The 26,754-nt window shown below is 50.6% G+C and carries 27 protein-coding genes; 20 read left to right on the top strand and 7 right to left on the bottom strand.

Features of this window, described 5'->3' with window-relative positions; translation table 11 throughout:
* Positions 1 to 4 precede the first annotated feature (4 nt).
* Positions 5 to 694, top strand: a complete 690-nt coding sequence (locus IKQ95_06075) for a hypothetical protein (protein MBR4196261.1) — start codon at positions 5 to 7, stop codon at positions 692 to 694.
* Between the two features lie 143 nt (positions 695 to 837).
* On the opposite strand, the gene IKQ95_06070 is transcribed toward IKQ95_06075, so the two are convergent.
* From IKQ95_06070 to IKQ95_06055, 4 genes are all read right to left on the bottom strand, one after another.
* Positions 838 to 2,445 carry a DEAD/DEAH box helicase gene (locus IKQ95_06070; protein ID MBR4196260.1) on the bottom strand — a complete coding sequence of 536 codons (1,608 nt, stop codon included), beginning with the start codon at positions 2,443 to 2,445 and terminating at the stop codon, positions 838 to 840.
* 91 nt (positions 2,446 to 2,536) lie between these two features.
* Entirely contained in the window at positions 2,537 to 4,339 is a 1,803-nt protein-coding gene (locus tag IKQ95_06065; GenBank protein MBR4196259.1) for a hypothetical protein, read from the bottom strand.
* Between the two features lie 46 nt (positions 4,340 to 4,385).
* Positions 4,386 to 4,754: a hypothetical protein gene (locus tag IKQ95_06060; protein MBR4196258.1), complete on the bottom strand. Its 369-nt coding sequence runs from the start codon at positions 4,752 to 4,754 to the stop codon at positions 4,386 to 4,388.
* On the bottom strand, positions 4,754 to 5,575 hold the full coding sequence (locus IKQ95_06055; GenBank protein ID MBR4196257.1) for a hypothetical protein: 822 nt from the start codon (positions 5,573 to 5,575) through the stop codon (positions 4,754 to 4,756). Before IKQ95_06055 ends, IKQ95_06060 begins: the two co-directional genes overlap by 1 nt.
* Before the next feature lie 710 nt (positions 5,576 to 6,285).
* Between IKQ95_06055 and alr the strand changes: the two genes are divergently transcribed.
* The 10 genes from alr to trxA all read left to right on the top strand — a co-directional run bounded on the left by alr (position 6,286) and on the right by trxA (position 14,624).
* On the top strand, positions 6,286 to 7,446 hold the full coding sequence (gene alr, locus IKQ95_06050; GenBank protein ID MBR4196256.1) for an alanine racemase: 1,161 nt from the start codon (positions 6,286 to 6,288) through the stop codon (positions 7,444 to 7,446).
* A 3-nt stretch (positions 7,447 to 7,449) separates the two neighbouring features.
* Positions 7,450 to 8,379 carry a class I mannose-6-phosphate isomerase gene (locus tag IKQ95_06045; GenBank protein ID MBR4196255.1) on the top strand — a complete coding sequence of 310 codons (930 nt, stop codon included), beginning with the start codon at positions 7,450 to 7,452 and terminating at the stop codon, positions 8,377 to 8,379.
* A 73-nt stretch (positions 8,380 to 8,452) separates the two neighbouring features.
* Positions 8,453 to 9,166 carry an NAD(+) synthase gene (gene nadE / locus IKQ95_06040; GenBank protein ID MBR4196254.1) on the top strand — a complete coding sequence of 238 codons (714 nt, stop codon included), beginning with the start codon at positions 8,453 to 8,455 and terminating at the stop codon, positions 9,164 to 9,166.
* A gap of 167 nt (positions 9,167 to 9,333) precedes the next feature.
* Entirely contained in the window at positions 9,334 to 10,089 is a 756-nt protein-coding gene (locus IKQ95_06035; GenBank protein ID MBR4196253.1) for a YebC/PmpR family DNA-binding transcriptional regulator, read from the top strand.
* Positions 10,090 to 10,569, top strand: a complete 480-nt coding sequence (gene ruvC, locus IKQ95_06030) for a crossover junction endodeoxyribonuclease RuvC (GenBank protein MBR4196252.1) — start codon at positions 10,090 to 10,092, stop codon at positions 10,567 to 10,569.
* A 29-nt stretch (positions 10,570 to 10,598) separates the two neighbouring features.
* Positions 10,599 to 11,738: a SpoIID/LytB domain-containing protein gene (locus IKQ95_06025; protein MBR4196251.1), complete on the top strand. Its 1,140-nt coding sequence runs from the start codon at positions 10,599 to 10,601 to the stop codon at positions 11,736 to 11,738.
* A gap of 197 nt (positions 11,739 to 11,935) precedes the next feature.
* Complete coding sequence (queA, locus tag IKQ95_06020; GenBank protein MBR4196250.1) at positions 11,936 to 13,021, top strand: tRNA preQ1(34) S-adenosylmethionine ribosyltransferase-isomerase QueA; 1,086 nt, start codon at positions 11,936 to 11,938, stop codon at positions 13,019 to 13,021.
* Positions 13,022 to 13,230: 209 nt separating this feature from the next.
* Positions 13,231 to 13,644, top strand: a complete 414-nt coding sequence (locus IKQ95_06015; protein MBR4196249.1) for a hypothetical protein — start codon at positions 13,231 to 13,233, stop codon at positions 13,642 to 13,644.
* 46 nt (positions 13,645 to 13,690) lie between these two features.
* Positions 13,691 to 14,296, top strand: a complete 606-nt coding sequence (locus tag IKQ95_06010) for a glutathione peroxidase (protein MBR4196248.1) — start codon at positions 13,691 to 13,693, stop codon at positions 14,294 to 14,296.
* Positions 14,297 to 14,309: 13 nt separating this feature from the next.
* The gene (trxA, locus tag IKQ95_06005; GenBank protein MBR4196247.1) at positions 14,310 to 14,624 is read left to right on the top strand and encodes a thioredoxin; all 315 of its coding nucleotides are present in this window, start codon (positions 14,310 to 14,312) and stop codon (positions 14,622 to 14,624) included.
* Positions 14,625 to 14,720: 96 nt separating this feature from the next.
* On the opposite strand, the gene IKQ95_06000 is transcribed toward trxA, so the two are convergent.
* From IKQ95_06000 to IKQ95_05990, 3 genes are read right to left on the bottom strand one after another with little or no spacing between them, the layout of a single operon-like run.
* Positions 14,721 to 16,298, bottom strand: a complete 1,578-nt coding sequence (locus IKQ95_06000; protein ID MBR4196246.1) for an AAA family ATPase — start codon at positions 16,296 to 16,298, stop codon at positions 14,721 to 14,723.
* Complete coding sequence (locus tag IKQ95_05995; protein ID MBR4196245.1) at positions 16,295 to 17,140, bottom strand: NAD(+)/NADH kinase; 846 nt, start codon at positions 17,138 to 17,140, stop codon at positions 16,295 to 16,297. The genes IKQ95_06000 and IKQ95_05995 overlap by 4 nt, the downstream gene beginning before the upstream one ends.
* Positions 17,141 to 17,195: 55 nt before the next feature.
* Positions 17,196 to 17,720, bottom strand: coding sequence for a dCTP deaminase (locus IKQ95_05990; GenBank protein MBR4196244.1), 525 nt, complete (start codon positions 17,718 to 17,720; stop codon positions 17,196 to 17,198).
* 36 nt (positions 17,721 to 17,756) lie between these two features.
* Here IKQ95_05990 and IKQ95_05985 point away from each other — a divergent pair, with 36 nt between their 5' ends.
* The 9 genes from IKQ95_05985 (at position 17,757) to IKQ95_05945 (ending at position 26,744) form a co-directional block, all read left to right on the top strand.
* A complete protein-coding gene (locus IKQ95_05985) occupies positions 17,757 to 18,788 on the top strand; it encodes a DMT family transporter (GenBank protein MBR4196243.1) in 1,032 nt (343 codons plus the stop codon).
* A 41-nt stretch (positions 18,789 to 18,829) separates the two neighbouring features.
* Entirely contained in the window at positions 18,830 to 19,843 is a 1,014-nt protein-coding gene (locus IKQ95_05980; protein ID MBR4196242.1) for an HD domain-containing protein, read from the top strand.
* Entirely contained in the window at positions 19,840 to 20,760 is a 921-nt protein-coding gene (locus tag IKQ95_05975) for an RluA family pseudouridine synthase (GenBank protein MBR4196241.1), read from the top strand. Before IKQ95_05980 ends, IKQ95_05975 begins: the two co-directional genes overlap by 4 nt.
* Positions 20,757 to 21,878, top strand: a complete 1,122-nt coding sequence (locus IKQ95_05970) for a YibE/F family protein (protein MBR4196240.1) — start codon at positions 20,757 to 20,759, stop codon at positions 21,876 to 21,878. The genes IKQ95_05975 and IKQ95_05970 overlap by 4 nt, the downstream gene beginning before the upstream one ends.
* Entirely contained in the window at positions 21,871 to 22,782 is a 912-nt protein-coding gene (locus tag IKQ95_05965; GenBank protein ID MBR4196239.1) for a Ppx/GppA family phosphatase, read from the top strand. The genes IKQ95_05970 and IKQ95_05965 overlap by 8 nt, the downstream gene beginning before the upstream one ends.
* Before the next feature lie 48 nt (positions 22,783 to 22,830).
* On the top strand, positions 22,831 to 23,745 hold the full coding sequence (locus IKQ95_05960) for a hypothetical protein (protein ID MBR4196238.1): 915 nt from the start codon (positions 22,831 to 22,833) through the stop codon (positions 23,743 to 23,745).
* Between the two features lie 41 nt (positions 23,746 to 23,786).
* Positions 23,787 to 24,425, top strand: a complete 639-nt coding sequence (locus tag IKQ95_05955) for an ATP-binding cassette domain-containing protein (GenBank protein ID MBR4196237.1) — start codon at positions 23,787 to 23,789, stop codon at positions 24,423 to 24,425.
* Positions 24,422 to 25,318: an ABC transporter permease gene (locus IKQ95_05950; GenBank protein MBR4196236.1), complete on the top strand. Its 897-nt coding sequence runs from the start codon at positions 24,422 to 24,424 to the stop codon at positions 25,316 to 25,318. The genes IKQ95_05955 and IKQ95_05950 overlap by 4 nt, the downstream gene beginning before the upstream one ends.
* Before the next feature lie 271 nt (positions 25,319 to 25,589).
* Positions 25,590 to 26,744, top strand: coding sequence for a peptidoglycan DD-metalloendopeptidase family protein (locus IKQ95_05945; protein MBR4196235.1), 1,155 nt, complete (start codon positions 25,590 to 25,592; stop codon positions 26,742 to 26,744).
* The last annotated feature ends 10 nt before the right edge of the window (positions 26,745 to 26,754 follow it).

The raw sequence follows: 26,754 nt of genomic DNA, 5'->3' as shown, positions 1-26,754 counted from the left end.
GAGAATGACAGACATGATTTCACGCAGGCTTTCAGTGATTTTTCTTGCGACAGTCTTCACGGTGATATTTGCGGGAAGCTCTTTCGGGATTTCCGGCGAGGGGTATTTCGGCAAGGATACTCCGCCCTCATACGTGATACCCGATCTGCCGTCCGTAACAATGCCGAATAGCGCACCTCTTCAGGCAGTAACGCCAGATCCGACTCCGACACCTACACCGACTCCGACACCTACACCAACGCCGACACCCACGCCGACTCCGACTCCCACGCCGACTCCGACTCCAACGCCGACTCCGACTCCGACTCCAACGCCGACTCCGACTCCGATTTCGACTCCGCTTCCGTCTCCCAAGCCGAAAGCATCGGCCAACTACGAAAGATATTCAGCAGACCCGGAGAAAGTCATACCGAGCTACGGACTTGACGAGACTACAACGCTGAACCTTCTCGACCTTCACCACTCCGCCGAAAGGGGCGCGGGGAAACGCGAGAGATTCGACAGATACATTATGATTTTCAGCGACTACCCGCAGGATTATCTTGCGGCATACAGGGCTTCAGTCAACGCTTACGACATGGCCGACTATGACATGTCTATGCAGTGGGTAAACAAGTCTCTTGAGATTCTTCCGCAGTATGTTCCGGCGCGTCAGTTCAAGAAAAAAATTGAGGGTGCATTGAAGCGTCAGTAGATTGATTTTTGTGATTTCAGATTTGCGGCGGCAGTTCCTTTTTTGAGGGGGACTGCTGTTTTTTACGGGCTGACATAATGGTCAATCTTCATGGATAAGGCAGAAAAAATCCCTCTTGGCATCGCTGTCAGGAGGGAAAAATTTTAACGCCCGCGCTTTTTCTGTTCGTCCGGGAAGAGTCCGAATTTCGACAATCCCGCAATCCCCTGCTCAAGCCTCGACACCGCAAGCGGCATAAGCTCGACAATTACATGATTGTCCTTCAGCCGTATAGCTCCCACTTCTGAGCGTTCAACCTTCAGCGCACGGCACATAGCATTCAGAACATGCCCGACATCCTGAGACTGATTACTCTTGAAACGCTTGAATGCTCCCTTGGGCTTTGATGTCCCTGCTTTCGTCTGGGACTTGGGAGTCTTTGAGGGCTTCTTGTTCCTCCGTTCCTGCTCGCGCTGTAATTCGCGGTCTAATGCGTAACCCTTGCTGCGTGTGCTGAGGACTGCGAGAAGTTTTGCGATGATTATTTTCGGCTCTGCCCGCGTCATCATGTCCTCGGCCCATTTCACGCACTCGCTAAAATCAGCGTCAACAGGAGCCGCGAAAATATCCTGCTCGGCTGAATCTCTCCATGCACTGCGGATTTTGTCGAGGCCGGGAATGTCCTGCCAGTCGGTTTTGATGTTCGTCCCCCGTAACATCTCGCGGAATCTCCCGATTTCAGGCGGTGAAAGAAGGACGATATTCACTCCCTCATGACCTGCCCGGCCAGTTCTCCCGCTCCTGTGAATGAACGTCTCGCGGTCATCAGGAAGCCCAAGCTGTATAACGTGGCTCACTCCGTCAATATCGAGTCCCCTCGCCGCTACGTTTGTTGCGACTAAACACGGGACTGACCCCGATTTGAACGAGGCTAATACCGCGTTTCGCTCGCCCTGAGTCATGTCCCCCTGCATGGCCGCCGCGCTGAAGCCGTGATCCTGCAATCTTTGCGCGATCTCTATCGACTCCATTTTCGTGTGGCAGAAAACAAGCGTCCGCGATGGATGTTCCCACAGGAGAATATCAACGAGTCCCTCGAATCTTTTCTGCGAAGGAATCCTGTATACCCTGTGCGTAATGTCGCCGTGCTGTTCGCCCTCGTCATCAACCGCAAGCATTAACGGGTCATTGAGATATTTCCCGGCAAGCTCTCTGACTTCCGGGGGCATTGTCGCGGAGAAAAGCCATCTCCGCCCGTCCGGCATTGCGTCAAGAATCGCTTCAAGCTCTTCACGGAATCCCATGTCAAGCATCAAATCGCCCTCGTCAAGCACAACGCTGTGAATCTCGTCAGTCTTCAGAGTCCCGCGCTGAATGTGATCTCTTACGCGCCCGGGAGTCCCGGCTATGATTGCGGCTCCGTGCTTTAACGTTTTGAGCTGCGGAACAATGTCCATTCCCCCGACAAGTGAAGCGCATGATACTTTGAGGAATTTGCCGAGAAATTCTGCCTCGTCTGCTGTCTGCTGTGCAAGTTCGCGTGTAGGCGCAAGGATGAGTATCTGCGGGTTTCGCTCGCCTATCTTCATTTCCTGCATTAACGGGAGCAAGAATGCTAATGTTTTTCCCGAACCCGTTTTAGCCCGGACAATTAAATCGCTGTTCCAGTCTTCAGAAAGCACCCTGTCTTGAACGTCCATAGGGGAGTCGAATCCGTGTTCACTGAGGGCGGATAATAATTCCTTTCTGAGGCCGTATGAGTTGAAATCCAAAATATATTATTCCTCCAAAAATTTTGTTGCTGGCTTTGTATTATCGCACAGAAAAAATAAAGAGGGCATATTTCAGCCCCCTTTGTTGTTATCAAATCCTCCTGTGAAGATGTCTTACACCCGCGACAATAATCATCATCGCCGCTAACAATGGCAGGATTGATACAGCACTGCACCCGGATCTTTCATTAGGCACACCATATTCACCGCCGCCGCTTTCGTCAGCAGGATAAATTGTTACGTCCATATATACGTCCCTGAAGCCCGTAATATAGTCATACGTTATCCTTGCAGGCTCTTCGCTGAATGACGCTATGCCCGTCTCTTTATCGTACTCGGAGGAAATCTCACGCCCTGACGAATCAAACGCCCGGAGATTTATCACGTTCTCGACTCCTGAGTCATATGACTCGTTCCCTGACGCTGATATTCCCGCGAAATACTGCGACATGTCAAGCACTCTGCCTATATTCGGGCCGTACACTATCTGATGCTCGCACCTGAGAACGTCAAGCCGCAGCAGCATATACACATCAAGCCTGTGAAGATCGTTATAGCTGCAATCAAGAACATTCAGCGACTCACATCCCGTAAGCCTCAAATCCTCAAGCTGACAGTGCGAACAGTCAAGCACTTCAAGACCCGTGCACCCCTCAGCGTTAAGACTCGTTATCGCCGTATTGCTGACGTTAAGAGACTTCAGCGACACGCACCCGGCAACGTTCACCTCAGCGAGACTCTCACATCCGGACGCGTCAAGAGTTTCTACCCTGCTTCCTGTGAGAGTCAGAGTCTTCACGGCCATGTTTCCGGCAATATCTACGCTCTTTACGGACGAATTACCGCTGAGATTCACCGTTTCGAGGCTCAATGCTTCCTTCAGGTCAAGGCGTTCGAGGTTCGTGAACTCGTCAAGCCCTTCAAGACTCGTTATGCCTGCGTCAACCTTCAGGACTTTAACCGCTGCTTTCTGCGCTGGTGTCATGCTCCTTACTGCCTCAGCAAGAGTCCGAGTCCCTGCGCCCGTACCAGTTCCGCCAGTGTCAATTGTTGTCGGCGTTGTCGATGATTCATCCGGCGTTGTCGATACGTCATCAGATTTAGGCACGACATCCGGCGTTACATCGTCAGACTTTGGCACAACGTCAGGCGTTACATCGTCAGATTTAGGCACAACGTCAGGCGATATATCCGGCGATTTCGGCACAACGTCAGGCGACTTAGGCACAATATCCGGCGATTTCGGAATCTCGTCAGGCGGTTTCGGAATCGATTCGGCAGAAATATTTATGTCCTTGCTGACCTTTGCGAGCATTGCGGGATAATCACCCGACACGAATATTAACGCCGTGAAAATTATATTGGCCGTGTCATATTCACGCTCAGGAGTCCCGGCAATCACAAATTCATGATGGTGTTCACTCACTCCGACAGATATTGACTCACTGGTCTTTGTTGCGCCCGAAACTTTCAGCCATTCGGGAAGTCCTTTGACATCAAGCGAGTATGTATAGCTGTCATACGCAGAGTCGTAAAGCTCAATCACCGAGTCAACGCTCAGAGTCTCCGCAAACTTTTCACCCGATAACGCTTTGTAGTCATCAGACATTGACGCGATACGGACATCAGCCGACATCATTATGATTCCCGCCCTGTTCGTGAAAAGCGTATGAGTCTCTGACGTTCTCCGGCCATGCGAGTCCGTTGACGTTTTGCGAGAGTCGACAGTCCCGTGAAATGTTCCGTCAGAAGAAATTTGATCCGCGCTGACTTTCACGGGAGCAGACCTGTTGATTACGAGCGTTAATTTTGTCGTGTATGCCGCCTCAGACGACACAGCAAAGAACACCGCAAGAACAGAAAATATTAACGCCGTCATGATTCTTCTTCTCATGATATTTCCTCCCTCCCTTCTTCCTTGAAATTTTGTGTTGCTTTCATTACTCGAATAGCAGAGTTACCCGCATTTCTGCACCGTTCATTCTGTATTTACCGTCAACAGTCCAGCACTCATACTTCAGAAGAGCATTAGTGTAAATTCCGCGCCTCAATTCCCTTTCGAGGTCGATTCTCAGGAAGACCTCTCCCGGATTAAGAACGTCCTTTGACTTCCAGATGAGTGAACCGTCAGAAAGGTATATGCTCATTCTGAAAGAGCTTTCGTTCTCCTCAGGGTTTCGGAAAAACACCTGCTGTTCGATACTGTCAGCCTTGAAGTGAATCACCTCATAGCCCGGAATATGTATCTCTCCGCAGAATGCAGGACTTGCGGCCAGTGCGATAATCAGCGCGAGTAAAACTGTCTTCATCACTGCTCAATCGTAAAGACTATCGTTGAAATTAGCGCAATATCCCTACCGAACGCTACGCTGTTGGACGCAGTGCCTGTCCATGTACCTCCTGACCAGCCTTCGCCGCCACTAAACTCCTCCAAGTCACCGGCAGTGATTTCAATTTTGGTGAATTTCCCAAGAGTAGTCGTGAATGTTCCGCCTTCATAGAAAGTCTTATTGCGGAAATCTATGCTACCGGCAGTTATGGTAACGTTGTCTTTGGTGAATGAATTACCGCTGCCGGTTATGTCAGAGGCATTCCATGTTACGGTGGTGGTTGTGGCTGCCGACTGAACTTCCGCCGTGTAGGTGATGTAGTCCTCGTATGTTCCGTTGCTTGCACTGCTTGTGTCGGCAACTACGATACCGAAAGACTTATTTGTTCCGCCCGAAGTGTTGATTTCTGACGCTGAGAACTCGATCGACAGATTGCTTGAACCGTCGCCTGTTTCAGTCTCAGCATTCTTGAAGGTGTAGGAGATTTTCTTGGTGCTGTCTGTAGTGTTAGTGAGACCGCTGTTCTGTGATGACGCAGTAACAACAACTTTCTTTGAAGTGTCGAATGTTGTCGTTGTTTTTGTTGAGTCATGAGCAACGTTGACGTTACCGATTGAGTTCCAGCCCGAACCTGAAAGCGTCAGGTCGGCAGGGACAGTGAGGACGTATGCCTCATCTGTTGTTGAGGCGTGAGCGACTGTGAGCGTGAGTTTTGTTTTGTATTCTGCTCCGAATGCTGATGTTGCGCCGAAAAGTATTAATGCCGTGATAAGTATTGATGTTAATTTTCTGATACTCATATTGAGATTCTCCTTTATGTTTGTGGTTGAATGACTCGCACGGAAAATGAATCCGCACATCTGAATTTGCGCTCAAAGGAAAAATCTCGTCAGGTGAATCCGAATATGTGAAGGGATTTTACGCATATGAATAGCCCAAGCCCGTAAGCCCGTAAGCCCGTAAGCCCGTAAGCCCGTAACAATTATGATTACGATTTTCGCGGAATGTCAAGAGGGTTATTGCTTGTCTTTCAGTATGCACTGTGCAATCACTTCACGTAAACGAAAAATTTTGCGCGAGTATTTTACACTATATGCCCGGCGTTTTTGTCTGAAAAATTACGCAGTGAAGATATAATATCCCTCATACAATCCACAAGGAGAATCATAGTCAGTAACCTCACGGCTAAAGCCGGAGGCTTGTAAAAGCCTTGACTGACTAGCCTTAGCGTAAGCTACGTTGCCTGCGAATATATAGGCACCTACGGACGTAAATCCTAATCTGTAGCACTGCGGCTTGTGATTAAGCAGTTCTGAGGGGTAGGGACAGTGTTGCAAGCATACAAAACCGCAGGATAACATTGGCGAAGGATTATTACTCTAGCGGGCGGAGGTCTGTTTCATGTTAGCAGATATAAAGCCCGCACGCCCTTGGGCGTTACAACAAGAAATAGGAGGTATGCGCCTCCTCCCCATAGCGAAAGCAAGGGGTATACGGCGCAATTTTTTTGATGACAGAATTAGAACTCGCGCTTTCAAGAACGTGGGCGGAAATAAATCTTGACGCACTCGCATTAAACGCAAAAATTCTGAGGACTCATCTTTCACCGTCAGCAAAATTTCTCGGAGTCGTGAAGGCAAACGCATACGGGCACGGAATGACTCAATGCGCCAAAAAGTTACAGGACTCCGGCGCGGACTGGCTCGCGGTCGCAACAATCCCGGAAGGAGTCGAACTCCGCAAAAACGGCGTAACGATTCCGATATTATGTCTCGGACAAACGACTCCCGATCTCGCTTCACTCATGGCCGATTTCAGAATCACACAGGCGGTCGGCGACTCTCAGAACGCAAAAGCCCTCTCAGATTACGCGGCCTCATCGGGGAAATCAATCCGCGTTCACATTAAGGTTGATACGGGAATGAGCCGGACGGGATTTTACTGGCCTGATGATGACGGTGGGAAAGAGTCTACAGCGCGTGAGATTCTCGGAGTCTGCAACATGCCCGGGCTATATGCTGAAGGAATGTTCACGCACTTTGCCGCGGCTGACGGGGATTCTGACTATACGCGCCTGCAATTGTCCCGGCTTCTTGACGCAAGGGAGTACCTTCACGGAATGGGACGCGATTTCGAGATAGTACACTCTGCGGCCTCTGTGGGAGTTATTGATTACCCGGAGGCACATTTAGACATGGGACGATTCGGCCTCGTCCTTTACGGCTATGCGTCAACAGAAACAGGCAACGAGGGAAGCAACTTAGGACTTCACCCAGTTATGACCGTCAAGAGCAGGATTACGGCGGTCAGGAATCTTCCGGCGGGAACGACAATAAGCTACGGGCGAACGTATACCCTAAAGCGCGACTCTGTTATCGCAGTCATTCCCGCAGGATATGCTGACGGTGTTCACCGCGTACTGTCGAACAATTACGGCGTGAAAGTTCACGGGGCGGCGTGTCCTGTGTTAGGGCGGGTGTGCATGGACATGATGATGATTGATGTTACTGATGTACCGAACGTGAAAGCCGGGGATGTCGCTGTGATTCTTGACGGGGAACTTGCACCCATTGCCGCGAAAAACGCCGGGACAATAATTCATGAGATAGTCTGCGCTCCGTCAGCAAGAGTCCCAAGAGTCTACATTGACGGCGGAAAAATGTCGGTGTAAATCATGCTGCCGTTCAGGTTAAAGCCGGTCTACAAGGACTACATATGGGGCGGTAAGAATCTCATAACGTCATGGAGGAAGACTCCTGAGTCTGAAACTCTCGCTGAGAGCTGGGAATTAGCCTCTCACCCGGACGGGGACAATATCATTCTTGACGGCGAATTATCCGGGCTGACTCTCTCGGAGGCTGTGAGGAGATTTCCGGCGATAGTCTCAGGAAAATTCAGCCCTGATGATTCTTTCCCGCTTATGGTGAAACTGATTGACGCTGCCCGGCCTTTGTCGGTTCAGGTTCACCCGTTCACGGAATACGCACGGAGAGTCGAACACAGCCGGGGAAAAATTGAGGCGTGGTACATTCTCGGCCATGAGGAAGGAGCGTATATATATCTCGGTTTCAGCAGGCATGTTACGCGGCGTGAATTTGAGCGGGCAATAATGGATGAGACATTAACGGACATTCTGAGGAAAATTTATGTTAATGACGGTGATATGTTCTTCATACCTGCCGGGACGATTCACGCAATCGGGGCGGGGATAACGTTAGCAGAGATTCAAGAGAACAGCAACATAACGTACAGGGTATACGATTACGGGAGATTAGGCGCAGACGGAAAGCCGCGGGAGCTTCACATACGCAAGGCACTTGACGTAACAAACACATTCCCGCTGAATATCACGCCTCCGGGCCGGGCGGGAAATGTCATAGTGAGCTGCAACAAATTTCGGGCTGAGAGACTCCGCGCTCCTTTCACGGGTAACACTCAGGGAAAAGGCTTCCGCTTCATGATGTGCATTGACGGTGAATGCGTGTTCAGGTGCGGTGATTTTTCGTGCGGGCTGCTGAAGGGGGGAAATATTTTCGTGCCGTGTAACTGTGAACATGATTATGCGTTTTCGGGGGACGGCGAAATTCTCGTAACATCGGAATAATCTTCAGGCTGTAACAAATGAGTGTATAATACAGAAAATTTTATCCACACAAAATAGAGAGGAACACAAAGACTTGCGCGATGTAGTAATTCAGTGCGAAAAATGGCTGTCTGATGAGGTCGGGAAAGCCGGCGCGAAAGGAATAATTCTCGGACTCTCCGGCGGAATTGACTCCTCAGTCCTTGCGGCGTTAGGCCGTGAAGCGTTAGGCCGTGAAGGTGTACTCGGCGTGATTATGCCGTGCGGAAGCAATCCCGATGACGAGAAAGACGCAATCCTCCTCGCAGAATCTCTTGACGTGAGATATACCCGCGCTGACCTGTCAGAAACATTCACCGTTATGTGCGATGCAATCGGCGGGAATCTTAGTCCCCTAGTCCGCTCAAACATGAAGGCCAGACTCCGAATGGTTACGCTTTACGCTCTCGGCCAGTCAAACGGGCTTTTAGTCTGCGGGACAAGCAACAGGTCAGAATACGAGACAGGATACTTCACGAAATACGGCGACTCAGGCTCTGACTTGCTGCCGCTGGTGAGCTTCCTGAAGCGTGATATTCGGGCAATGGCCAAAATACTGGGAGTCCCCGAACGAATCATCACGAAAGCTCCAAGCGCGGGACTCGTTGACGGACAGACTGATGAGGGCGATATGGGATTCACGTATGACGTACTCGACGAATATTTAGCGTCCGGGAAAATTGATGACCCGTCAGCAAAACAGCGCATTGACGTTATGCGGAGACGCTCAGAACACAAACGCAAGCCGATTCCTTTCTTCGGGAAATAAAATCTTCCCCGACCCCACCCTGCCCTCCCCTTTCGCAGGGGAGGCAAGAACACGGGCGAGTCTCTCGTCCCCCCCTGACAAGGAGGGAGGGAGCGCAAGCGGAAGGAGGGTAACACCTCACAAGTGGGAAACAGTGGGGTATCTTTAATATTTAGGAGTGATTTAACATGTCAGGACATTCAAAATGGGCAAACATCAAGCACAGAAAAGCAGCTCAGGACGCAAAGCGCGGTAACCTGTTTCAGAAGCTCGTGCGCGCAATAATCATCGCGGCCAAAGACGGCGGCGGAGACCCGGCCATGAACATGCGCCTAAAGACAGCCATCGAACGCGCAAAGGCCGTAAGCGTACCCAACGACAATATCACACGCGCCATAAAACGCGGAACGGGCGAGCTTGGCGACATCTCATATGACGAACTCACCTACGAGGTAATCGGCCCTTCAGGTATAGCAGTCCTCGTGAACGTCATGACCGACAACAGAAACCGCACTACCCCCGAAATTCGCGCACTCCTTGCCAGAAACGGCGGGCAGATGGGTTCGGAAGGCTCTGTGGCGTGGATGTTCGACAGAAAAGGAGTCATTGAAGTAAAAGGGAAAGATATTGACGAGGACGAACTAATGACTCTCGGACTCGATTCGGGTATGTCCGACATGGAAGCAAATGATGAGGGCTTCACGCTGTACTGCGAGCCGTCAGACCTTGACACATTGCAGAAAGCTCTTGAGGACGCGAAATATGTCATAGATAATGCTGAAGTCTCAATGATCGCAAAAACTCCCGTTGAAGTCTCAGACCCGGAAGCGGCGCGGAAAGTTCTGCGGCTTGTTGACGCTCTTGAGGAACACGACGACGTTCAGAATGTTTACTCTAACTTTGACATTCCTGACGAGGTAGCGTCAAAGATCGAGGATGATTAGTTGCCTGTATGTCTGGGAATAGATCCCGGACTTGCCCGACTTGGTTACGGTGCTGTAATGATGACGGATTCGGGGCTTTGCGCTGTCGGTTACGGCTGTATAGAGACGACTCCGGCAATGAAATTCACAGAGCGTTTGCTGAAACTTCATACCGTCTTGCAGGAGAAAATTACGGCTCTTTGTCCTGATTTCGTGTCGGTTGAAAAATTGTTTTTCGGGAAAAATGCAAGGACAGCTGAATATGTTTATCAGGCGCGGGGAGTAATAATGCTCCTCATTGCGGAAAACAATCTCCCGTTCATAGAGCTTACTCCAAACAGCATAAAACGCAGCGTAACAGGAAACATAAAGGCGAAAAAGCACGACATACAGGCGGCAGTGCGGGAAATATTATCACTTGAGGAAACACCGAGACCCGATGACACGGCAGATGCTCTCGCGGCGGCTGTTGCGGGTCTTTCTTTGTATGAGGGGGGATGATTGATATTCGTATCAGAATTTTTGTCATTATGGCATTCGTTCTCACATGGCCGGGCGAAAGTTTTGCGCGTGATGTCTATGTGAGGCTGTCAAACTCCGGCTCTTACTCTATCGGAATAACAGAAGGAATGCTCACTATGACAGACTCAGAAGGCCGACTCGCCAATCTCGGAGACAGCGCAGAAATTTCCGTAAGCGGCGGCTATGCTGTGATTATGGGTCATCAGTTTCTCCTGCCTGTGAGAATTTCGGGGGCGGGATTGTTACAGCACAAAGGGAGAATGTACCGGGGGGCATTCATGATTACGCCTCGTGCGGGACTGCTGAATGTGATTGATGTAGAGTCGTATTTGTGCGGGGTTCTCCCTGCTGAAGTCGGCGCAAACTGGCACAATGAAGCACTGCGGACTCAGGCCATCTGCGCCCGTACCTACGTCCTGAAGCAGAGCATGAACAGAGCCGAGAAGGGCTATGATGTTGTCGACACTGACGCGGATCAGGTCTACAAGGGAGCAGGAGTCGAGACGGCGAAAACGAATCAGGCTGTCGCAAGCACGGCAGGTGAAGTCCTGACTTACGGCAAAGATTTGGCGATTACGTACTTCCACTCAGACAGCGGCGGACACACGGCGGATATTTCTGACGTATGGGGTACGAATTATCCATACCTGAAGGGAGTCCCTGAGATAGTCAACTACAAATCGCCCGTCTCATCATGGAACGCGAAAATTTCGGCGCAGAGAATACAGAACGCCGTGAAGAAAGTTACAGGGGATGACATCGGCGAAATCTCAGAGGTTCAGGTGTCAGAAGTCGATGACGGCGGAAGGGCGGTAACAATGACATTCATTGGCTCAAACGGAAGCAAGTCAATGAAGGCCAGCCAGTTCCGCACAGCAGTAAGCCCACGTGAAATCAAAAGCACAATGCTTACACCGTCGGGCGGTGCGTTCAAAGTCGACAACAAAGCAACGCCAAGCGGAATCGTAACGCCTCAGAAAACGCAGGCTTCTGACACGGCACTAACGTTTGAGGAGGAGCGCGGACTCGCAAAAATGGCCTCTGAAGGTGTCTTCACGTCAACAGAATTGATTGACATGCTCTCGAATCCCAGAAAGCTCAAGAAGTATTACCAGACAGGAATCGGGCGTGTCGGCAAAAAATCATAACCCGCCAAAAAGCCCCGCAACAAATACGGGTATTCCGTTGAGAAGGCCGGCAATGACTTCATATTTTACGGGCGCGGCTGGGGACACGGTGTTGGAATGTCTCAATGGGGAGCAATGGCGATGGCCGAGCAGGGCTACACAGCCGAGAAAATATTAGCCCACTATTACCCGGGAACGTCCGTCAAAAAGATAAAGTGATGACAATTCCGCATGAGAGACTCTACGATTTAGCGTCCTACAATTATTCCCTCCCTCCTGAGAACATAGCCCAGACTCCCGCAGTCCCCCGCGATTCTTCACGGCTTCTTGTGTGGAATGTGAGAGATGACACGACAGAATCCCGGCATTTCAGGGACATCACCGAATATTTTAGGCCGGGAGATTTGCTTGTGCTGAACGATACCAGAGTCATACCCGCAAGATTATGGGCAAAACGCAAAACGGGCGGTAAATGCGAGCTGTTATTACTGCGGAATGTTACGGCGGACTTTCTCGAATGGGACGCGCTCGTGAAGCCTGCCCGGAAGATTCACGCTGGTGATACTGTGATGATTTCCGGCCATGAAGCATATATCACGGACGATTTGCCGGAAGGAATACGCCGGGTGAAATTTGATTTTCCGTCCCGCGGTGAGTTTATGATGTTTCTTGAGACTGCTGGGAATGTTCCCCTTCCCCCCTATATTCACGGAGACAACACAATGCGCGAATCGTATCAGACAGTTTTCGCCCGCAATGACGGATCATCAGCCGCCCCTACAGCAAGCCTTCACTTTACGCCCGAACTACTCGCAAAGATTCAGGCGATGGGAGTCCGTACAGCGTATGTGACTCTTCACGTAGGACTAGGGACATTCCGCCCGGTAAAATCTGAGGACATACGGGATCACCGCATTCACACGGAACACTGCGAAATTTCCCCGGAGACAGCAGAATTAATCCGGGAATGCAGGAAATCCGGCGGGCGTGTCATTGCGTCCGGGACGACTTCAGCGCGGACTCTTGAGTCTTTTGCTGACGGGGACGGAATCACATCGGGCGTGAAAGATACAGGACTCTATATTTATCCGGGCTATAAGTTTCATGTTGTTGACGCATTAATCACAAACTTCCATTTGCCGCAAAGCTCGCTGATTATGCTTGTGTCGGCGTTTGCGGCGGACAAGGCAGAAGCATACGGCCATGAGGAAGAAATTTTGTCCCGCCTGATTGATATTTACGAGACAGCCGCGGCGGAGGGCTGGCGGTTTTTCTCATTTGGGGACGCTATGCTCATAGTGTAGAATATAGCCATCCCAAAAAGTGAAGGAGTCTTTGACCGTTGAAATATAAAGTTGCGATGATACTGCCGTATTTCGGGAAGTTGCCGAATTATTTTCCCCTGTGGCTGAAAAGTGCCGGGGCTAATTCTGATTTCAAGTTCGTGCTACATATCAAAGGCCGCTATGTTTTTCGATGAAAGCAAAGCCCTATTCCCGGACGGGCTGATATTGTGCCTTACCGCAGGCAAATGACATTGTGGGCAGCCCCGGATAAACCTATTGCGGCGTTCAGATATGATAGGGGTAAACTTTTCGGGATATATCCAGACGGGCAGGAGCGTGAATTTCTGCATGTACACCTTCAGAAAAGGCAGATGGAATTTGAGCGGGGGCTTGAGAATGAGGACAGCTTTCTGATTTTCCCGTCAGGATTCGCGCATGACCACGAAATAACCCGGGAAGAAATAACAGAATCAATAACTCCTTCGCCCGAATATGAAGCGGAATGGGAGAAGAAATACCGCACTCGCGGAACCGTCAACAAGCTGCTAAGGCGTGCGGGGATTTTCCTGCATGACACACCCAGAGGCAAAATCTCCCTGCTGAAATATCTGTTTGACGCTGTGCGGCATCATGGCTGGTAAGTCAATTTGCCCGGCCATGTTTATATTCTAGGATGGTGAGTGTATAATGATAGGTATCATTTCCATACTAGCACTGACATTAATACTAAACACGGAGGCTTACGCAATGAGCAAAATTTATGATTATTCCGTATTCACGCCCAAGGGTGAAGAGGTAAAACTCTCAACATTCGCGGGCAAGGTTCTCGTCATCGTCAACACCGCGACAGGCTGCGGCTTCACACCCCAGTATGAGCAGCTCGAAGAAATGTACAGGAAGTACCACGACAAGGGACTCGAAATCATCGACATCCCCTGCAACCAGTTCGGCAATCAGGCTCCCGGCAGCGATGAGGAAATTCACGCCTTCTGCACGCTCCACTTCAACACGACATACGACCAGTTCAAGAAAGCTGACGTAAATGGCCCTAACGAGCTTCCCCTCTATACGTACCTGAAGAGCCAGAAAGGTTTTGAGGGGTTCGGCGAACACAAGCTCACGGCGGTGCTTAATGAGATGCTCGCAAAGGCTGATCCCGATTTCGCCAAGAAGCCCGACATAAAGTGGAACTTCACGAAATTTGTCGTTGACCGCTCCGGGAATGTAGTCGCCCGCTTTGAGCCTACAGCGGACATGGCCGACGTTGAGAAGTGCGCCGCATCTCTGCTCTAGGGAGGACTCAATCATGGCCGTAAAAGTCATAACGAACGATGACGACTCCGCTCTCAATGCCGCCAAAGTAGCCCTGCTCGATGTGTGGGCAACATGGTGCGGGCCGTGCAAGATGATAGCTCCCGTAGTCGAGGCTCTGTCAGAAGAGTACGCAGACAAAGCAGAGTTCTTCAAGGCAGACGCTGAGGAGAATCCCGGACTGGCCAAGAAGCTCCGGGTAATGAGCATTCCCAACATCGTAATCATGAAGGAAGGCAAAGTTACAGCTAGGCACGTGGGATTTCAGGACGCTGAAGAGTTGCGCGCATGGTTTGAAGCGAACGTGTAGCCGGAAAATTTATTTTCCCTTCTCCATTATCGGGGGAGGGATTTTTTTTTTGCCCGGTATATCATTGCCATGTATTTTTATTCACGCCGTCAAATTTTAGCCTAACAGCGTTCTTGCGTGTTCTAGTGCCTCCGTCATGTCAGGCGACCCCGAAAGCATACGCGCAATTTCCCTCACTCTTTCACCGCCCGTGATATTCTTCATGGCCGACTCGCTTCCGGCTCTCTGAATCAGTATGTGCGAGTCCCCTAACGCCGCTATTGATGCCTCGTGCGTAACAAGTATCACCTGACACTTTCGCGATAACTTCTTCAGCTGTAGCCCCGACAAAACCGCCGCACGCCCTCCGAGTCCCGCTTCAACCTCGTCAAATATTATCGTCGGAGGCAGCCACTCTTCAGGAAGCGACAGCTGTAACGCAAGCAACAGCCGACTCAGTTCACCGCCTGAGGCTATTTTCTCTACACGGCCTGAGCGAGTCCCGTCCGTCAAAATAAACTCCGCACTGTCCGCACCATCCCGGCGTAATTTTGTGAGTCCCGTGAAATTTATGCTGAATGTTATTCCGTTCATGGCAAGCTCAGAGAGTACAGCATTGACCCGGCCCGCTAATATTCCGCCAGACTCATGACGCGCCCGGCGGATTTCCATCGCAAGAGAATTAGCCCGCCGCTTTTCGTCAAGTGAACGCGCTGAAAGCTCCTCCATTCCGTTATAGCTCTTCTCTAGCCATTCGAGACTCTCATAGATTTCACCGCAGTATGTCAGCAATTGCCCTTCATCGGGAATATTGCACAGCCTCTTCAGCCGCCGCAATGCTCCAAGCCGCGACTCTGTAGCTTCCTTCATGGCCGCGTCATCTGTATCATCGCCGATTTCACCCGCAAGACCCTTCACCGACATGTACAGCACCTCAAATGACCGCCGGATTTCGTCAGCCTCATCATCATTCATGAAGTCATAAAGAGACTCAAAGCATGACTCAGCGTTCGGGATTAAGCCGTTCTCAGACAGTCCGCCCGTCAGAAGGTCAAGAGATTCACGCGCCCTTTCGCGTTTCGCGATTCTGTGGGTGATGTCGGCTAATTCGTTTTCGAGGCGCATTTCGAGTCCGGCTTCAGGCTTTGCGGTTTTGACGAGGGAAAAAATTTCGCGGGCGTTCGAGTATTTCCGCTCTATGTCGGCCCGGCGTTTCTTGATTTCGCGTAACTCTCTCGCGCTTGTGCTGGCCTTGTCGAAAATTTCACGGAATGACGGAATAATATCCCCCCTCACTTTCGCGGGAAGGCACGAGTCAATCATCGCTAACTGCCGGGAAGGGTCTAACAGCTCCATTTGCGCGAACTGGCTCTGAATCCTCACAAGGCTGTTGACACGCTCGGCGCATTCATTGAGACCGACATTTACGCCGTCAATTTTTGCCTTTGACCGCCCTGTGCTGAGAATTTCGCGCGATATTGTGAGGCCGTCAAAATCAGCCTCCACATTTCCCCGTGACTCGCCCGCACGAATGTATTTCACGCCCCCGCGAGTCCCCGTCAACAGTTCAAGCGAACGCACTACGCTAGACTTCCCCGCGCCACTCTCGCCCGTTATGACGTTGAGGCCGGGCGAAAATGTCAATTCCGCCTCGCGTATTCCGCCGATGTTGTGTACTGTTACGCGCCGTATCACCTGAACGCCTGCCCCCAGCCCAGTTTTTCGCGCACGATGTCAAGAAAGCTCCGCCCGGGAAGATTCACCGTGTGTATTCTCTTTGACCGCGATAATGTTATGTCTATCTTGTCGCCCGGGAGAACCTCATACGCTAACTGACCGTCCTGCGTCAAAAGTATATCCCGCGACGCTCCTTTAGGGATAAGCGATATGCAGTCATCCTCAGCCGCGATTAACGGACGAGAGTACAGAGTGTGAGCGCACAAGGGAGCAAGTATCATCGCGTTCATTTGAGGGGGAATAACAGGGCCTCCCGCTGAAAGAGCGTATGCCGTTGAGCCTGTAGCCGTTGAGACTATTGCGCCGTCAGCAGGCATTTCACAGAAAAATTTTCCGTTGAACAGTATCTCAATCCGCAGGAGTCTGGCTATTGCGTTCGTAGTTAGTACTGCGTCATTGAGGGCGTATATTCGGTGAAGGGCTGAACCGTCATGATACAGTATGCACTTCAGCACACGCCGTTCAAGCACCGTGAAATTGTCGGAAAGTATATTCTGCAAATCATTCTCGCATTCGTCAGGCCGGCTTGACGCGAGGAAGCCTAGATGACCCATGTTTATCCCGTGAAGTATTATGTCCGTTCCCATGATGTAGCGGGCAGCCCGCAAGAATGTACCATCCCCGCCGATTACTACAGCAAGCTCAACAGTCTTCAGCCACTGCTCATCGTCGAGTCCCGCTGTGGTGAGTGCGCTGGCTTCATGGTGCGGCAAAAGAAAGGGACAGCCGTTATCTTTTCCCCATTGCAGTAATTTTCCGGCCATGTTCACGGCTTCGGGCTTGCGTAAGTTTACTATCATTCCGACTTTTTTCACGGTCAATAATTTTCTCCTGTCTTTTGTGAACGAGTGATTATTATACTCTGTCAAACTCTTTGTATAACATGCTCGACTGTATCCCCGTGTTGTTCTGATATTTTCCTGACGTGTAACGCTCGTAAGGCTCCGTGATTGTGTGATAATATATCTGCGCTATCTGGACTCCCGCGTAAATCCTCACAGGCTGAACGCAGAATAATTCAAGCGTCCAATACCCAGCAAAACCCACATCACCGAATCCCGCCGTAACATGTATGCAGATTCCCAGCCGCCCAATTGATGACCGCCCCTCAAGCATAGGAATATAGCCCTCTGTTTTCGTGTACTCGGCTGTGCGTCCCAAGTATAATTTTCCCGGCCTAAGCACGAATCCTTCAGAGGGGATTGCGATTTTTGCTGACGGATTGTCGCGCCTCATGTCTAACTCTTCATGAGTGTACACGAGTAACTCATCATGTAGCGACAAGTTATAGCTGTTGGGATTAAGGCGTGAGTCGTCGAAAGGGTCAATAATAATTTCGCGGCCTATGTGATTCTTTATCTCTAATCCTGAAAGTATCAACGTAAAAACCTCCTTTTTCTATAGTATAATCCGCCCATGAACATAAAAATAAAAGCCGTAATTTTCGCGTTGTCCGCCGCCGTTTTCTATGCGCTGAATGTCCCGCTGTCAAAAATCCTCCTGCGTAACATTGAGCCTTCATTCATGGCCGGGCTTCTCTATCTCGGAGCGGGAGCAGGCATGATGATTCTTTCGCTGCTGAAACTTAACATTGAGGGGAACACAGAGCCTTTCACGCGGTATGATATGCCGTTCATTGCCGGAATGATTGTTCTTGACATTGCCGCGCCGATTTTCCTGATGACGGGGATAGCTTTCGGGACATCATCAAACGCCTCTCTTCTGGGAAATTTCGAGATTGTCGCAACCGCCCTCATTGCCTCCGTGATATTCCGCGAGCCTGTGTCAAATCGTCTGCGTGTTGCCATCGCTCTAATCACATTGTCGGGAATGATTCTGACATTTGGGGGAGCTGATAGCCTGAAATTTTCTTACGGCTCAATATTCGTACTTCTTGCCGCGTCATTCTGGGGGCTTGAGAACAACTGCACGAGAAAATTATCATCAAAAAGCGCGTCAATGATCGTGATACTGAAGGGACTTTTTTCGGGACTCGGCTCAATAATGATAGCGTTGATGACAGGAGAGAGCCTCCCCCCGATTTATGACTCTCTGTGCGCTCTCGTGCTGGGATTTGTGGCTTACGGTTTAAGCATATTCCTTTACGTCAGGGCGCAGAAAACTTTAGGAGCCGCCAAAACTAGCGCGTATTATGCCGCCGCTCCGTTTATCGGGTCGGTGATGTCGTTCGTGCTTCTCCGCGAGAAACTTTCAGGGACGTACATTCTTGCGCTGGCCGTAATGCTCGCAGGGTCAGCACTTGCTGTGATTGACACGCTGAGGCAGAGACATTCCCACGCCCACAGGCACGCATATATTCACAGCCATAACGGAATCCTTCACGCCCATATTTTCACGCACACCCACGAACACAATCACTACATCACGCCGGACTCGCACAGGCATTTTCACGGATCACAAAAAGGAGGACACACACCGCTGATATAATATCGCCAAATTCACGCGAAAGGCAAAATATCTCACTCATCATGAAAAATTTTCTCAGCGTCAAAGACATAAAGCAGCTCCCGAAAAATTCCGATTTCGTTACAATTGGAGTCGTGTCGAAATTCATACGCAGGAAAGACCGCAACAACTCTTCATTCTGGGATATGACATTGAGCGACCCTTCCGGGGACATTGACGGAAAAGTCTGGCAGGCTTCCTCATGGCGTAACACTCAGGGCGGGGACGATTTTCCCATTGACCCGGAAAACTGCGGGCTGAAATTCGAGGGTGCTTCCGTGAAAGTCATCGGGACTGTCGCCGAGTTCAGAGAGCAGATACAGTACAACTTCAGCGAAATATCATACCTCAGCCAGGAAGAATATCCCCCGAAAATGTTCACACGTCATTCACCCGTAAAAGCAGAAATTCTCGAAGACCTCTTCATGAAATTAATCGCTCAGATTTCGCACAAACAGCTTCATGATTTTGTTCACGCTGTATTCTTCAAGCACGGGCTTTGGGAAAAATTCAGGTCATGGCCGGCGGCTGTATCACTCCATCACGCTTATACAGGCGGACTCCTCGAACATTCCGTATCTGTCGCAATTGGTGCTATGGATCTTGCCCGGCATTATTCTGTCTTCAAGATTCCCGTCAACATGGACATCGTTATAGCAGGCTCACTCCTTCACGACATCGGCAAACTTGAAGCCTACACTATGAATCCCGCCCCGCAGGTTACAGTAGCAGGGTCAGCGGTTGAACATATCGCTATGGGCTACGCAATGTTCATGAAATACGCTGAGGCTGAGTCCCTCGACAAGAACATCACGCTCGCTTTAGGCCACATAATTACGAGCCATCACGGAAAACGCGAATACGGTTCGCCAGTTTTGCCCGCAACACCTGAAGCATTTATCGTTAGCGCGGCTGATAATGTAGACTTTGAGCTTTCGTACTGGAAAACGCAGATTGACGCGCTCAACCCTGACGCAGATATGACCGATTACCTTCAGCCAATTGACCGGCGATTATGGCGGGGCATAAAGCTATGAGTCATTCCCTCACTGTATCGCAGGACGACAACGGCAGGCGGCTTGACCGTGTATTACGCACAACCTTCAAGGCCGTAACCCTCGGCGAAATCATGAAGGCCGTCCGAAAAGGGGCAGTACGCGTAAACGGCCAAAGAGTCCGGGACGGAGGGACTCACGTAAACGCAGGGGACATTCTCACAGTCCCATGGGTCAAAGGCGAAATCTTTAACGCCCCCCCGAAATATTCAGGTCTCGGCAAAATCGGCATAATATTTCAGGGCGAAAATGTCATGATTCTGAACAAGCCCGCAAATATTCTCGTTCAGCCCGACGAACCTAACGGAGACTCAATCATCACTCGCATACGCGGCTATGTCGGCCCAAACTCTTACCCGCCCGCGGCTGTTCACCGTCTTGACCGTAACACAACGGGGGTGCTTTCTGTTGCTCTTCACGGGGAGGCATTGAGGGCATTGGAGGAGCTGTTCAAAGCAAGGAGAGTCCGAAAAATATATATCGCTGTCATCGCAGGAAATTTGCCGGAGAATATTACGGTTGACGCTCCACTACTGAAGGACGCTGAGAATAATACGGTGAAAGTTTCTGCTGACGGGGCGAGGGCGGTATCAGTCATATCACCCATAAGCACAGACGGCGAATATACCCTAGCGCGGATTGAATTGCTGACGGGCAGAACTCATCAGGCCAGAGTCCACACGGCATATATACATCATCCCATAATAGGCGACAGGAAATACGGAGATTTTCACGCAAACAGACGCGCCAATGTATCACGGCCATTATTGCACGCATATGAACTATCATTCCCGGACGACATTCACGACTCACTGTCAGAAATTGCCGGGAAGACTTTTACAGCTCCATTGCCGGACGACATGAGAGAATTTATTTCAGCGCGGGGGCTTTCATTATGAGGACGAAAAATTTACTCATCAGGATTATTATTGCTATGCTTATCTCTCAGGGCTTCTACTATTTTGCCGACTCTTTCACTGTTTCCCGGTGGAACAGCAGCGAGTCTCTAATCGTCCGCGTAATCTCAGCAGGCCCGGAAAAGATTATCCCCTCGGAAGATGAAGACTCCTACGAGATGGCCGAGCGTGATACAGTATTGGAGCTTGTCTCAGGGAGTGAGCCGGGAAAGCAGATGACGTTAAAGACAGTGAGACTCTCAGGGAGCGGACTCGATATTGTTCCCGGGCGGCGTTACCTTCTTGTGTGGGACATGTTCACGGACGGAACAATTCAGTACTCCATCGCCGATGCATTCAGGATACCTTCAGTTGCGGGAATCGTTATGCTTGTCTGCACGATGTTAATCGCGTTCACGGGCTGGCGGGGATTTTTCGCGTTACTGGGACTCGGCGCGTCAGTGTTCGTTCTCGTGTTCATTATGATTCCTTTGACGGTCAAAGGCTGGGACTGTGTGTGGCTTGCGGTTGCGTCAGTCTTTATCATCTCAACGGTAACAGTTTTGTGCGTAGTGCGTCATGCGCGTTACAGGATTGTAGCACTTGCAGGGAGTCTCGGCGGTGTAATGTGCGGATTCTTGTGCGGTGCTGTGATGGTATACATGTGGGAATTAACCGGGCTTGCGGGTGAAGGCTCTGCGCTGCTTGCGTCAACATTGCCGGGTCTGAACATGCGCGGGATATTGCTTGCGTCCGTGCTTATCGGCTCAATCGGTGCTGTGTTGGACGTTGCAATCTCCGTAACGGCTTCAATGTCTGAGTTTGTCGACTATGACGAGGATATTCACCTAGACAGATTACTTCTTGCGGGACTCAATGTCGGCTCGGAGGTACTCGGAAGCATGATTAACACGCTGATTTTGGCGTATATGGGAAGCTCATTGCCTATGGCGGTATTGATATGCTCTGCGGGAGTCGAAATCACCGGGATAATGAATGACCCATATATAGCGCAGGAGATAGTGCAGAGTCTTGCGGGGACATTGGGATTGCTGTTTACGATTCCTGCGACGGCGTTCGTGTTTGTGGCGGCTGAGACTGTGAGGCGGTCTCATGATTAAGGCAGTAATAGACATCGGAAGCAACTCCATAAAAATGCGTGTAGCCTCCATAAGCGCGGGGACTGTTCATGTGATTCGTGATGAGACGGAAGTTGTCCGACTCGGCCGGGGAATGTCGTCAACAGGACTCCTATCTCCCGAAAGTATGAAGCTCTCATGCGGTGCAGTCGTCCGTATGGTGAGCCGTGCGCGTAAAATCGGAGCGGAGATATTCATTGCCGGGACTATGGCACTAAGGACGGCGGAAAATTCTGCTGACTTTGTGCGAATGGTGAAGGACTCTTGCGGTCTTGACGTTCACATTTTGACGGGGACGGAGGAAGCGCGGTATTCATGGCTGGGAGCTGTTGACGGCTTTAGTATTTCGGGCAATGCAGTGATGTTTGACACGGGCGGGGGAAGCACCGAATTTGTGTCGGGGCATGGCCGGGAAATTCTGCGCTCTGTAAGCGTTCCTGTAGGGGCGGTGAATCTGTCGGAGAAATTTTTTGCTGACGGCTCGAATCCCGTACCTAAATCCGCGTGTGATGAGGCTGTGAAATATGTTGAGGGATTATTTTCTGAGAATGATATAGCGTCCTTTACGGCGGGGAAATCTGAGGTTATCGCCGTTGGAGGGGGAGTCGTGGCGATGTCGGGTGTGAAGAATGCCTGCGAGAATTTCGTCCCTTCACGTCTTCACGGAAGCACTATAACGCGAAATGACGTAAGGAGGCAGATTCGGCTGTATTCGTCCCTGACATTAAGCGAGCGTGAGAATATTATCGGCCTGCCAAAATCGCGGGCTGAGGTGATTCTCGGAAGTGCGTGCATAGTTTTTGCGGCCATGAAGACTCTCGGCGCGGAAAAATGTACGGTGAGCATAAACGGATTGAGGCATGGAATATTACTGAGTGAGATATAATACAGGCAAAATATCCCATAAAGTAACAGAGGAGTGAACACAAGAGGAATGCTTTTAGAGTTAATGTCAAATGGTTCACTTGCCGAATTGCCGCCCGAAAATTTTTCTCCTCCGCCGGAAATTTTCCCGACTCCGCCCGGCGATTCATGCGTCATGCTTTTGCTTCCTCACAACAAATATTTGATTGGCCGCCGCGGGTCTGAATGGATATATTCAGGAGAGGGGCGCGAGACTTCCCCGCATAAAGTCCACTTATACGACAGTCAGAGCATAGAGCTTCTCAATGACGGCGCGGAATCCACAATCCTCACAGCCGGAACGGTCAACACATTGCGGCGCGAATTGTTTGCACGGTCAGAGCCTCCCGGAAATCACACGGGCGCGGTGTTAATGCTACGAACGTTTATGCGGAATGAGCCTGTATTTTTGTCGCTGAACGCAGAATATCTTGACGAGAAATATTTTCTTCAGGCCGTGAAAGATAATATCATTCTCACAAAAGCATATTGGACTCTCCGTTTCGCCATGAACCGCGGGGAGCTTGAGACACTTACCCGGCTAAAAGCGTGGCTGAAGGCAGGCCCGGAAGTTTTCACGCGCCCCGGCCATGACTCGCGGATATGGTTTTCACTTCTTGACATGCCGGACTCTGACGCAATGAAGGAGCTTGAAGAGCTTTCATTTTCCCCGCTTGAGCTTAAACGGATGTCCGCGCAGAACGCTTCACCGATAGTGCTGTACAATCAGTTATCGGGCTGGCTTGTTCTCGGCAGGCTTGGACGGAACCGGGACACGATATTTTTTCTCTGGGCATATATGAATCATGAGCTGTGGAACGAACTCCGCGAACGCAGGAAATTAACCGTCAATGACATCGTTCTTGCCCTGTGGGGCGAATACGAGACCCGCTCGGCCATGTCTGAACGCGCAAAATATAAAGGAGCTGAGGACTTCACGCAATGAATATACAGTTTTCAGGGGTAAGCAAAGTATTTGAGCCTGATATAGCCGCCCTCGTTGATGTAAATCTCAACATTGAGCAGGGCGAGTTCGTCTACATAATCGGGCAGACAGGCTCCGGGAAATCGACTCTTCTCCGTCTCATAACACGCGAAATATTGCCGTCAAGAGGCGTTGTAGCTGTCGGAGGATATGACCTCGCCCGAATGAGGAAGGCCGATATTCCGTATTACCGCAGGGACGTGGGACTAGTCGCGCAGGATTTCAAGCTGATACCGTCTCTCACAGTCTACGAGAATATAGCGTTTGTCATGGAAGCTATGTCAGTCCCGAAAAGATTAGTCGCCGAACGTGCGAAAGATGTCATAAACCAGGTGGGACTATGGCGGAGACGCTCAATGAGGCCTGCACAGCTTTCCGGCGGGGAACAGCAGAGAGTCGCAATTGCCCGGGCACTGGCTAATTCACCGTCTCTTTTCATTGCTGACGAACCGACCGGGAATCTTGACTTTCACACAGCGGCGGAAGTCATGAAGATCCTTTTTGCGATTAACGCGGCCGGGGTTACGGTTGTTATGTCAACACACAATCAGGGAATCGTGAACGCCTCACGGCAGAGAGTGATAGAGCTTGAGGGCGGGCGGCTTGTCCGTGATGAGAAAGGCGGGTTATATTCAGAATGACGGCATTAAGATACGTACTCCGCGACACATGGCGGTTAATCTTCCATCACTGGGTATTAGGACTTCTGACACTCATAACGGCGGGCGTAATGCTCTGGGTACTGGGTGTAACGACTCTTTTGTCGCTCAACATGGAAAATTTATTGTCGCGGCTTGAGTCGGAGCTTGCGGTTCAGGCATATATGGTGAAGGACAACACATTAGACGCGGAAGCGATAGCCCGGAGGATTCAGAGCCTTGAAGGTGTCTACAGCATAAAGACATTTTCACCGTCCGAGTCCCTCGCAAAACTTCAGCAGAAAATGGGAAGCCAGTCCCGTGCGCTTGAAATGCTCGGCGACAATCCTATTCCGTGGAACTTTGAGATTCACGTCAACAGCGCAAGCGACATAGAGCCGTTAGTCGAGGCGTTAAAGGACATGCCGGAAATTGATGATGTCGTCTACGCCGGGTTAGTCGTCAAGAGAATATCAGCCCTTTCACGAATATCATCGCGGGTAGCGTTAATCATGTTCCTTCTTGCGGTGATAATAACTGCGCTGGTAGTGTACAACACGATTCACATATCGCTGTATTCACGGCGTGAGGAAATCGGGATAATGTACCTTGTCGGGGCAACGCGGGCATATATTGCGACTCCGTTTGTGCTTGAAGGTACATTGCTGGCGTTTCTCGGCGCGCTTATTGCGGGCGGTGGGATAGTTGCGGCATACTTCCCAGGAATTGAGCTGATACGGGAAAATCTGCCATTGCTGACGAACATAATCATCACAGACAAGCCGGTGATATGGAGATTCTGCGGGCTTCTCGCGGGGTTCGGTGCGACTCTGGGATGGGTATGCAGCTATTTGGTAGTGGCAAGATTCATTAACTCTATCACGAGGCCAGAGTAAGCGACCCTTGCGGGCTTTCGGTGAAGTTTGGCACATGGCCTGAACGTCTGAGCCTCGAATGTTTCCGCCTCAGAGTACCCTTATTCGCCGGGGCTGGCTTACTCAGCCTCTATACCGTAGACCATGAAAGGCCACCGGGTTACGTTTAATGTAATGTGTTGATTTTATGTTTTTATCCGGCACTCGTTAAACGCTGATAAAATTATAGCAAAAAGAAAGGAGGCGCGCTTCTTCCCTGTAACAAAATAGGGATATTTATGAGCATTTTGTGATGAACAGGAAACTTTCAGCAGTAATAATTTTGCTGGCACTGTTATTTTCACCGTCAGCGGCAAAACAAAAAGGAAGCATTGACTCACAGATAGCGGCGGAGGAAAAGAAACGGGCGGAGCTTGCGCGGCAGGTTCAGACGTACAGGAGTCAGATAAAGAAAATGGGAGCGCGTGTTGAAGGACTCCTCACAAAAGTCAACACCCTTCAGCAGGACGAGAATATAGCCGAGCAGGAATTGACGCTGTTAGAGCTTCAGAGCGAAAAGATTCGGGAGAATATAGACGTTCTCGACGTATACATGAAGGCCGAGCAGGTGAAAATTGATGAGCTGTCAAAGAAGATGAGTGAGCGGCTTGTTGACATGTACAAGTACGGCGAAACCGGGCGGATGAGGACTCTTTTTGCCTCCCGGAGCGTGTTCGAGGCTGTCGAGGATGCGTATCTCTTGAAGCTCATGAATGACCGGGACGAGGATATATTGTCGCAATTGCAGGAGAAGATTCAGAATATGGATCTCTCCCGGCGGACAATGGACGACCATCAAATACGCCTGAAAGAGAAAAGCGAGGCCGTACAGGAACAGCGCGACAAGTACCAGCAGACAATCAAAGACACAAACAGGTTCATAACGTCATTGCGCCGTCAGAAGGAATTAGCCGAGAAAGCCGCCCGTGAAGCAGAAGAAGCCCAGCGGGAAGCCGGAGCGATGATAGCGGAATTGCAGAGGAAACGCGCAAGAGCCTACATGCCCGCCACCGGGAAAGGGTCAAAATTCGACTGGCCTGTTCGCGGGCCTATGGCGAGTCCCTACGGCGACAGGATACACCCTATCTTGAAGCGCAAAATCCTCCACGCAGGAATCGACATTGCCGCCTCAAACGGTACTCCCGTCAAGACTGCCGCCCCCGGTGAAGTCATCTACAACGGATGGCTCCGGGGCTACGGTCGCGTTGTCGTAATAGATCATGGCCGGGGCTTCTCGACACTTTACGCGCATTTGTCCGCAAGCCTAGTACATGAAGGGCAGGTCGTGAAATCCGGCGCAAACATCGCCAAAGTCGGCAGGACGGGAAATGTTACGGGCTATCACCTTCATTTTGAGGTCAGGCACTACGGCACACCCGTCAACCCGATAAAGTATCTCAAGCGTTAGAGGTGGGGAA

The sequence above is a fragment of the Synergistaceae bacterium genome (assembly GCA_017540085.1).
Taxonomy (GTDB): domain Bacteria; phylum Synergistota; class Synergistia; order Synergistales; family Aminobacteriaceae; genus JAFUXM01.
This window is presented reverse-complemented; position numbering and strand designations above follow the sequence as displayed.

Bases quoted from the DNA above. Each gene is read 5' to 3' on its own strand.
- IKQ95_05995 (MBR4196245.1), bottom strand. From the start codon at position 17,140: ATGATAGTAAACTTACGCAAGCCCGAAGCCGTGAACATGGCCGGAAAA.
- IKQ95_06075 (MBR4196261.1), top strand. From the start codon at position 5: ATGACAGACATGATTTCACGCAGGCTTTCAGTGATTTTTCTTGCGACA.
- IKQ95_05945 (MBR4196235.1), top strand. From the start codon at position 25,590: ATGAACAGGAAACTTTCAGCAGTAATAATTTTGCTGGCACTGTTATTT.
- IKQ95_05965 (MBR4196239.1), top strand. From the start codon at position 21,871: ATGATTAAGGCAGTAATAGACATCGGAAGCAACTCCATAAAAATGCGT.
- IKQ95_05960 (MBR4196238.1), top strand. From the start codon at position 22,831: ATGCTTTTAGAGTTAATGTCAAATGGTTCACTTGCCGAATTGCCGCCC.
- IKQ95_06025 (MBR4196251.1), top strand. From the start codon at position 10,599: ATGGCATTCGTTCTCACATGGCCGGGCGAAAGTTTTGCGCGTGATGTC.
- IKQ95_06060 (MBR4196258.1), bottom strand. From the start codon at position 4,754: ATGAAGACAGTTTTACTCGCGCTGATTATCGCACTGGCCGCAAGTCCT.
- IKQ95_05975 (MBR4196241.1), top strand. From the start codon at position 19,840: ATGAGTCATTCCCTCACTGTATCGCAGGACGACAACGGCAGGCGGCTT.
- queA (MBR4196250.1), top strand. From the start codon at position 11,936: ATGACAATTCCGCATGAGAGACTCTACGATTTAGCGTCCTACAATTAT.
- trxA (MBR4196247.1), top strand. From the start codon at position 14,310: ATGGCCGTAAAAGTCATAACGAACGATGACGACTCCGCTCTCAATGCC.
- IKQ95_06035 (MBR4196253.1), top strand. From the start codon at position 9,334: ATGTCAGGACATTCAAAATGGGCAAACATCAAGCACAGAAAAGCAGCT.
- alr (MBR4196256.1), top strand. From the start codon at position 6,286: ATGACAGAATTAGAACTCGCGCTTTCAAGAACGTGGGCGGAAATAAAT.
- IKQ95_06045 (MBR4196255.1), top strand. From the start codon at position 7,450: ATGCTGCCGTTCAGGTTAAAGCCGGTCTACAAGGACTACATATGGGGC.
- IKQ95_06065 (MBR4196259.1), bottom strand. From the start codon at position 4,339: ATGAGAAGAAGAATCATGACGGCGTTAATATTTTCTGTTCTTGCGGTG.
- IKQ95_05950 (MBR4196236.1), top strand. From the start codon at position 24,422: ATGACGGCATTAAGATACGTACTCCGCGACACATGGCGGTTAATCTTC.
- IKQ95_05985 (MBR4196243.1), top strand. From the start codon at position 17,757: ATGAACATAAAAATAAAAGCCGTAATTTTCGCGTTGTCCGCCGCCGTT.
- IKQ95_06055 (MBR4196257.1), bottom strand. From the start codon at position 5,575: ATGAGTATCAGAAAATTAACATCAATACTTATCACGGCATTAATACTT.
- IKQ95_05980 (MBR4196242.1), top strand. From the start codon at position 18,830: ATGAAAAATTTTCTCAGCGTCAAAGACATAAAGCAGCTCCCGAAAAAT.
- IKQ95_05970 (MBR4196240.1), top strand. From the start codon at position 20,757: ATGAGGACGAAAAATTTACTCATCAGGATTATTATTGCTATGCTTATC.
- IKQ95_06010 (MBR4196248.1), top strand. From the start codon at position 13,691: ATGATAGGTATCATTTCCATACTAGCACTGACATTAATACTAAACACG.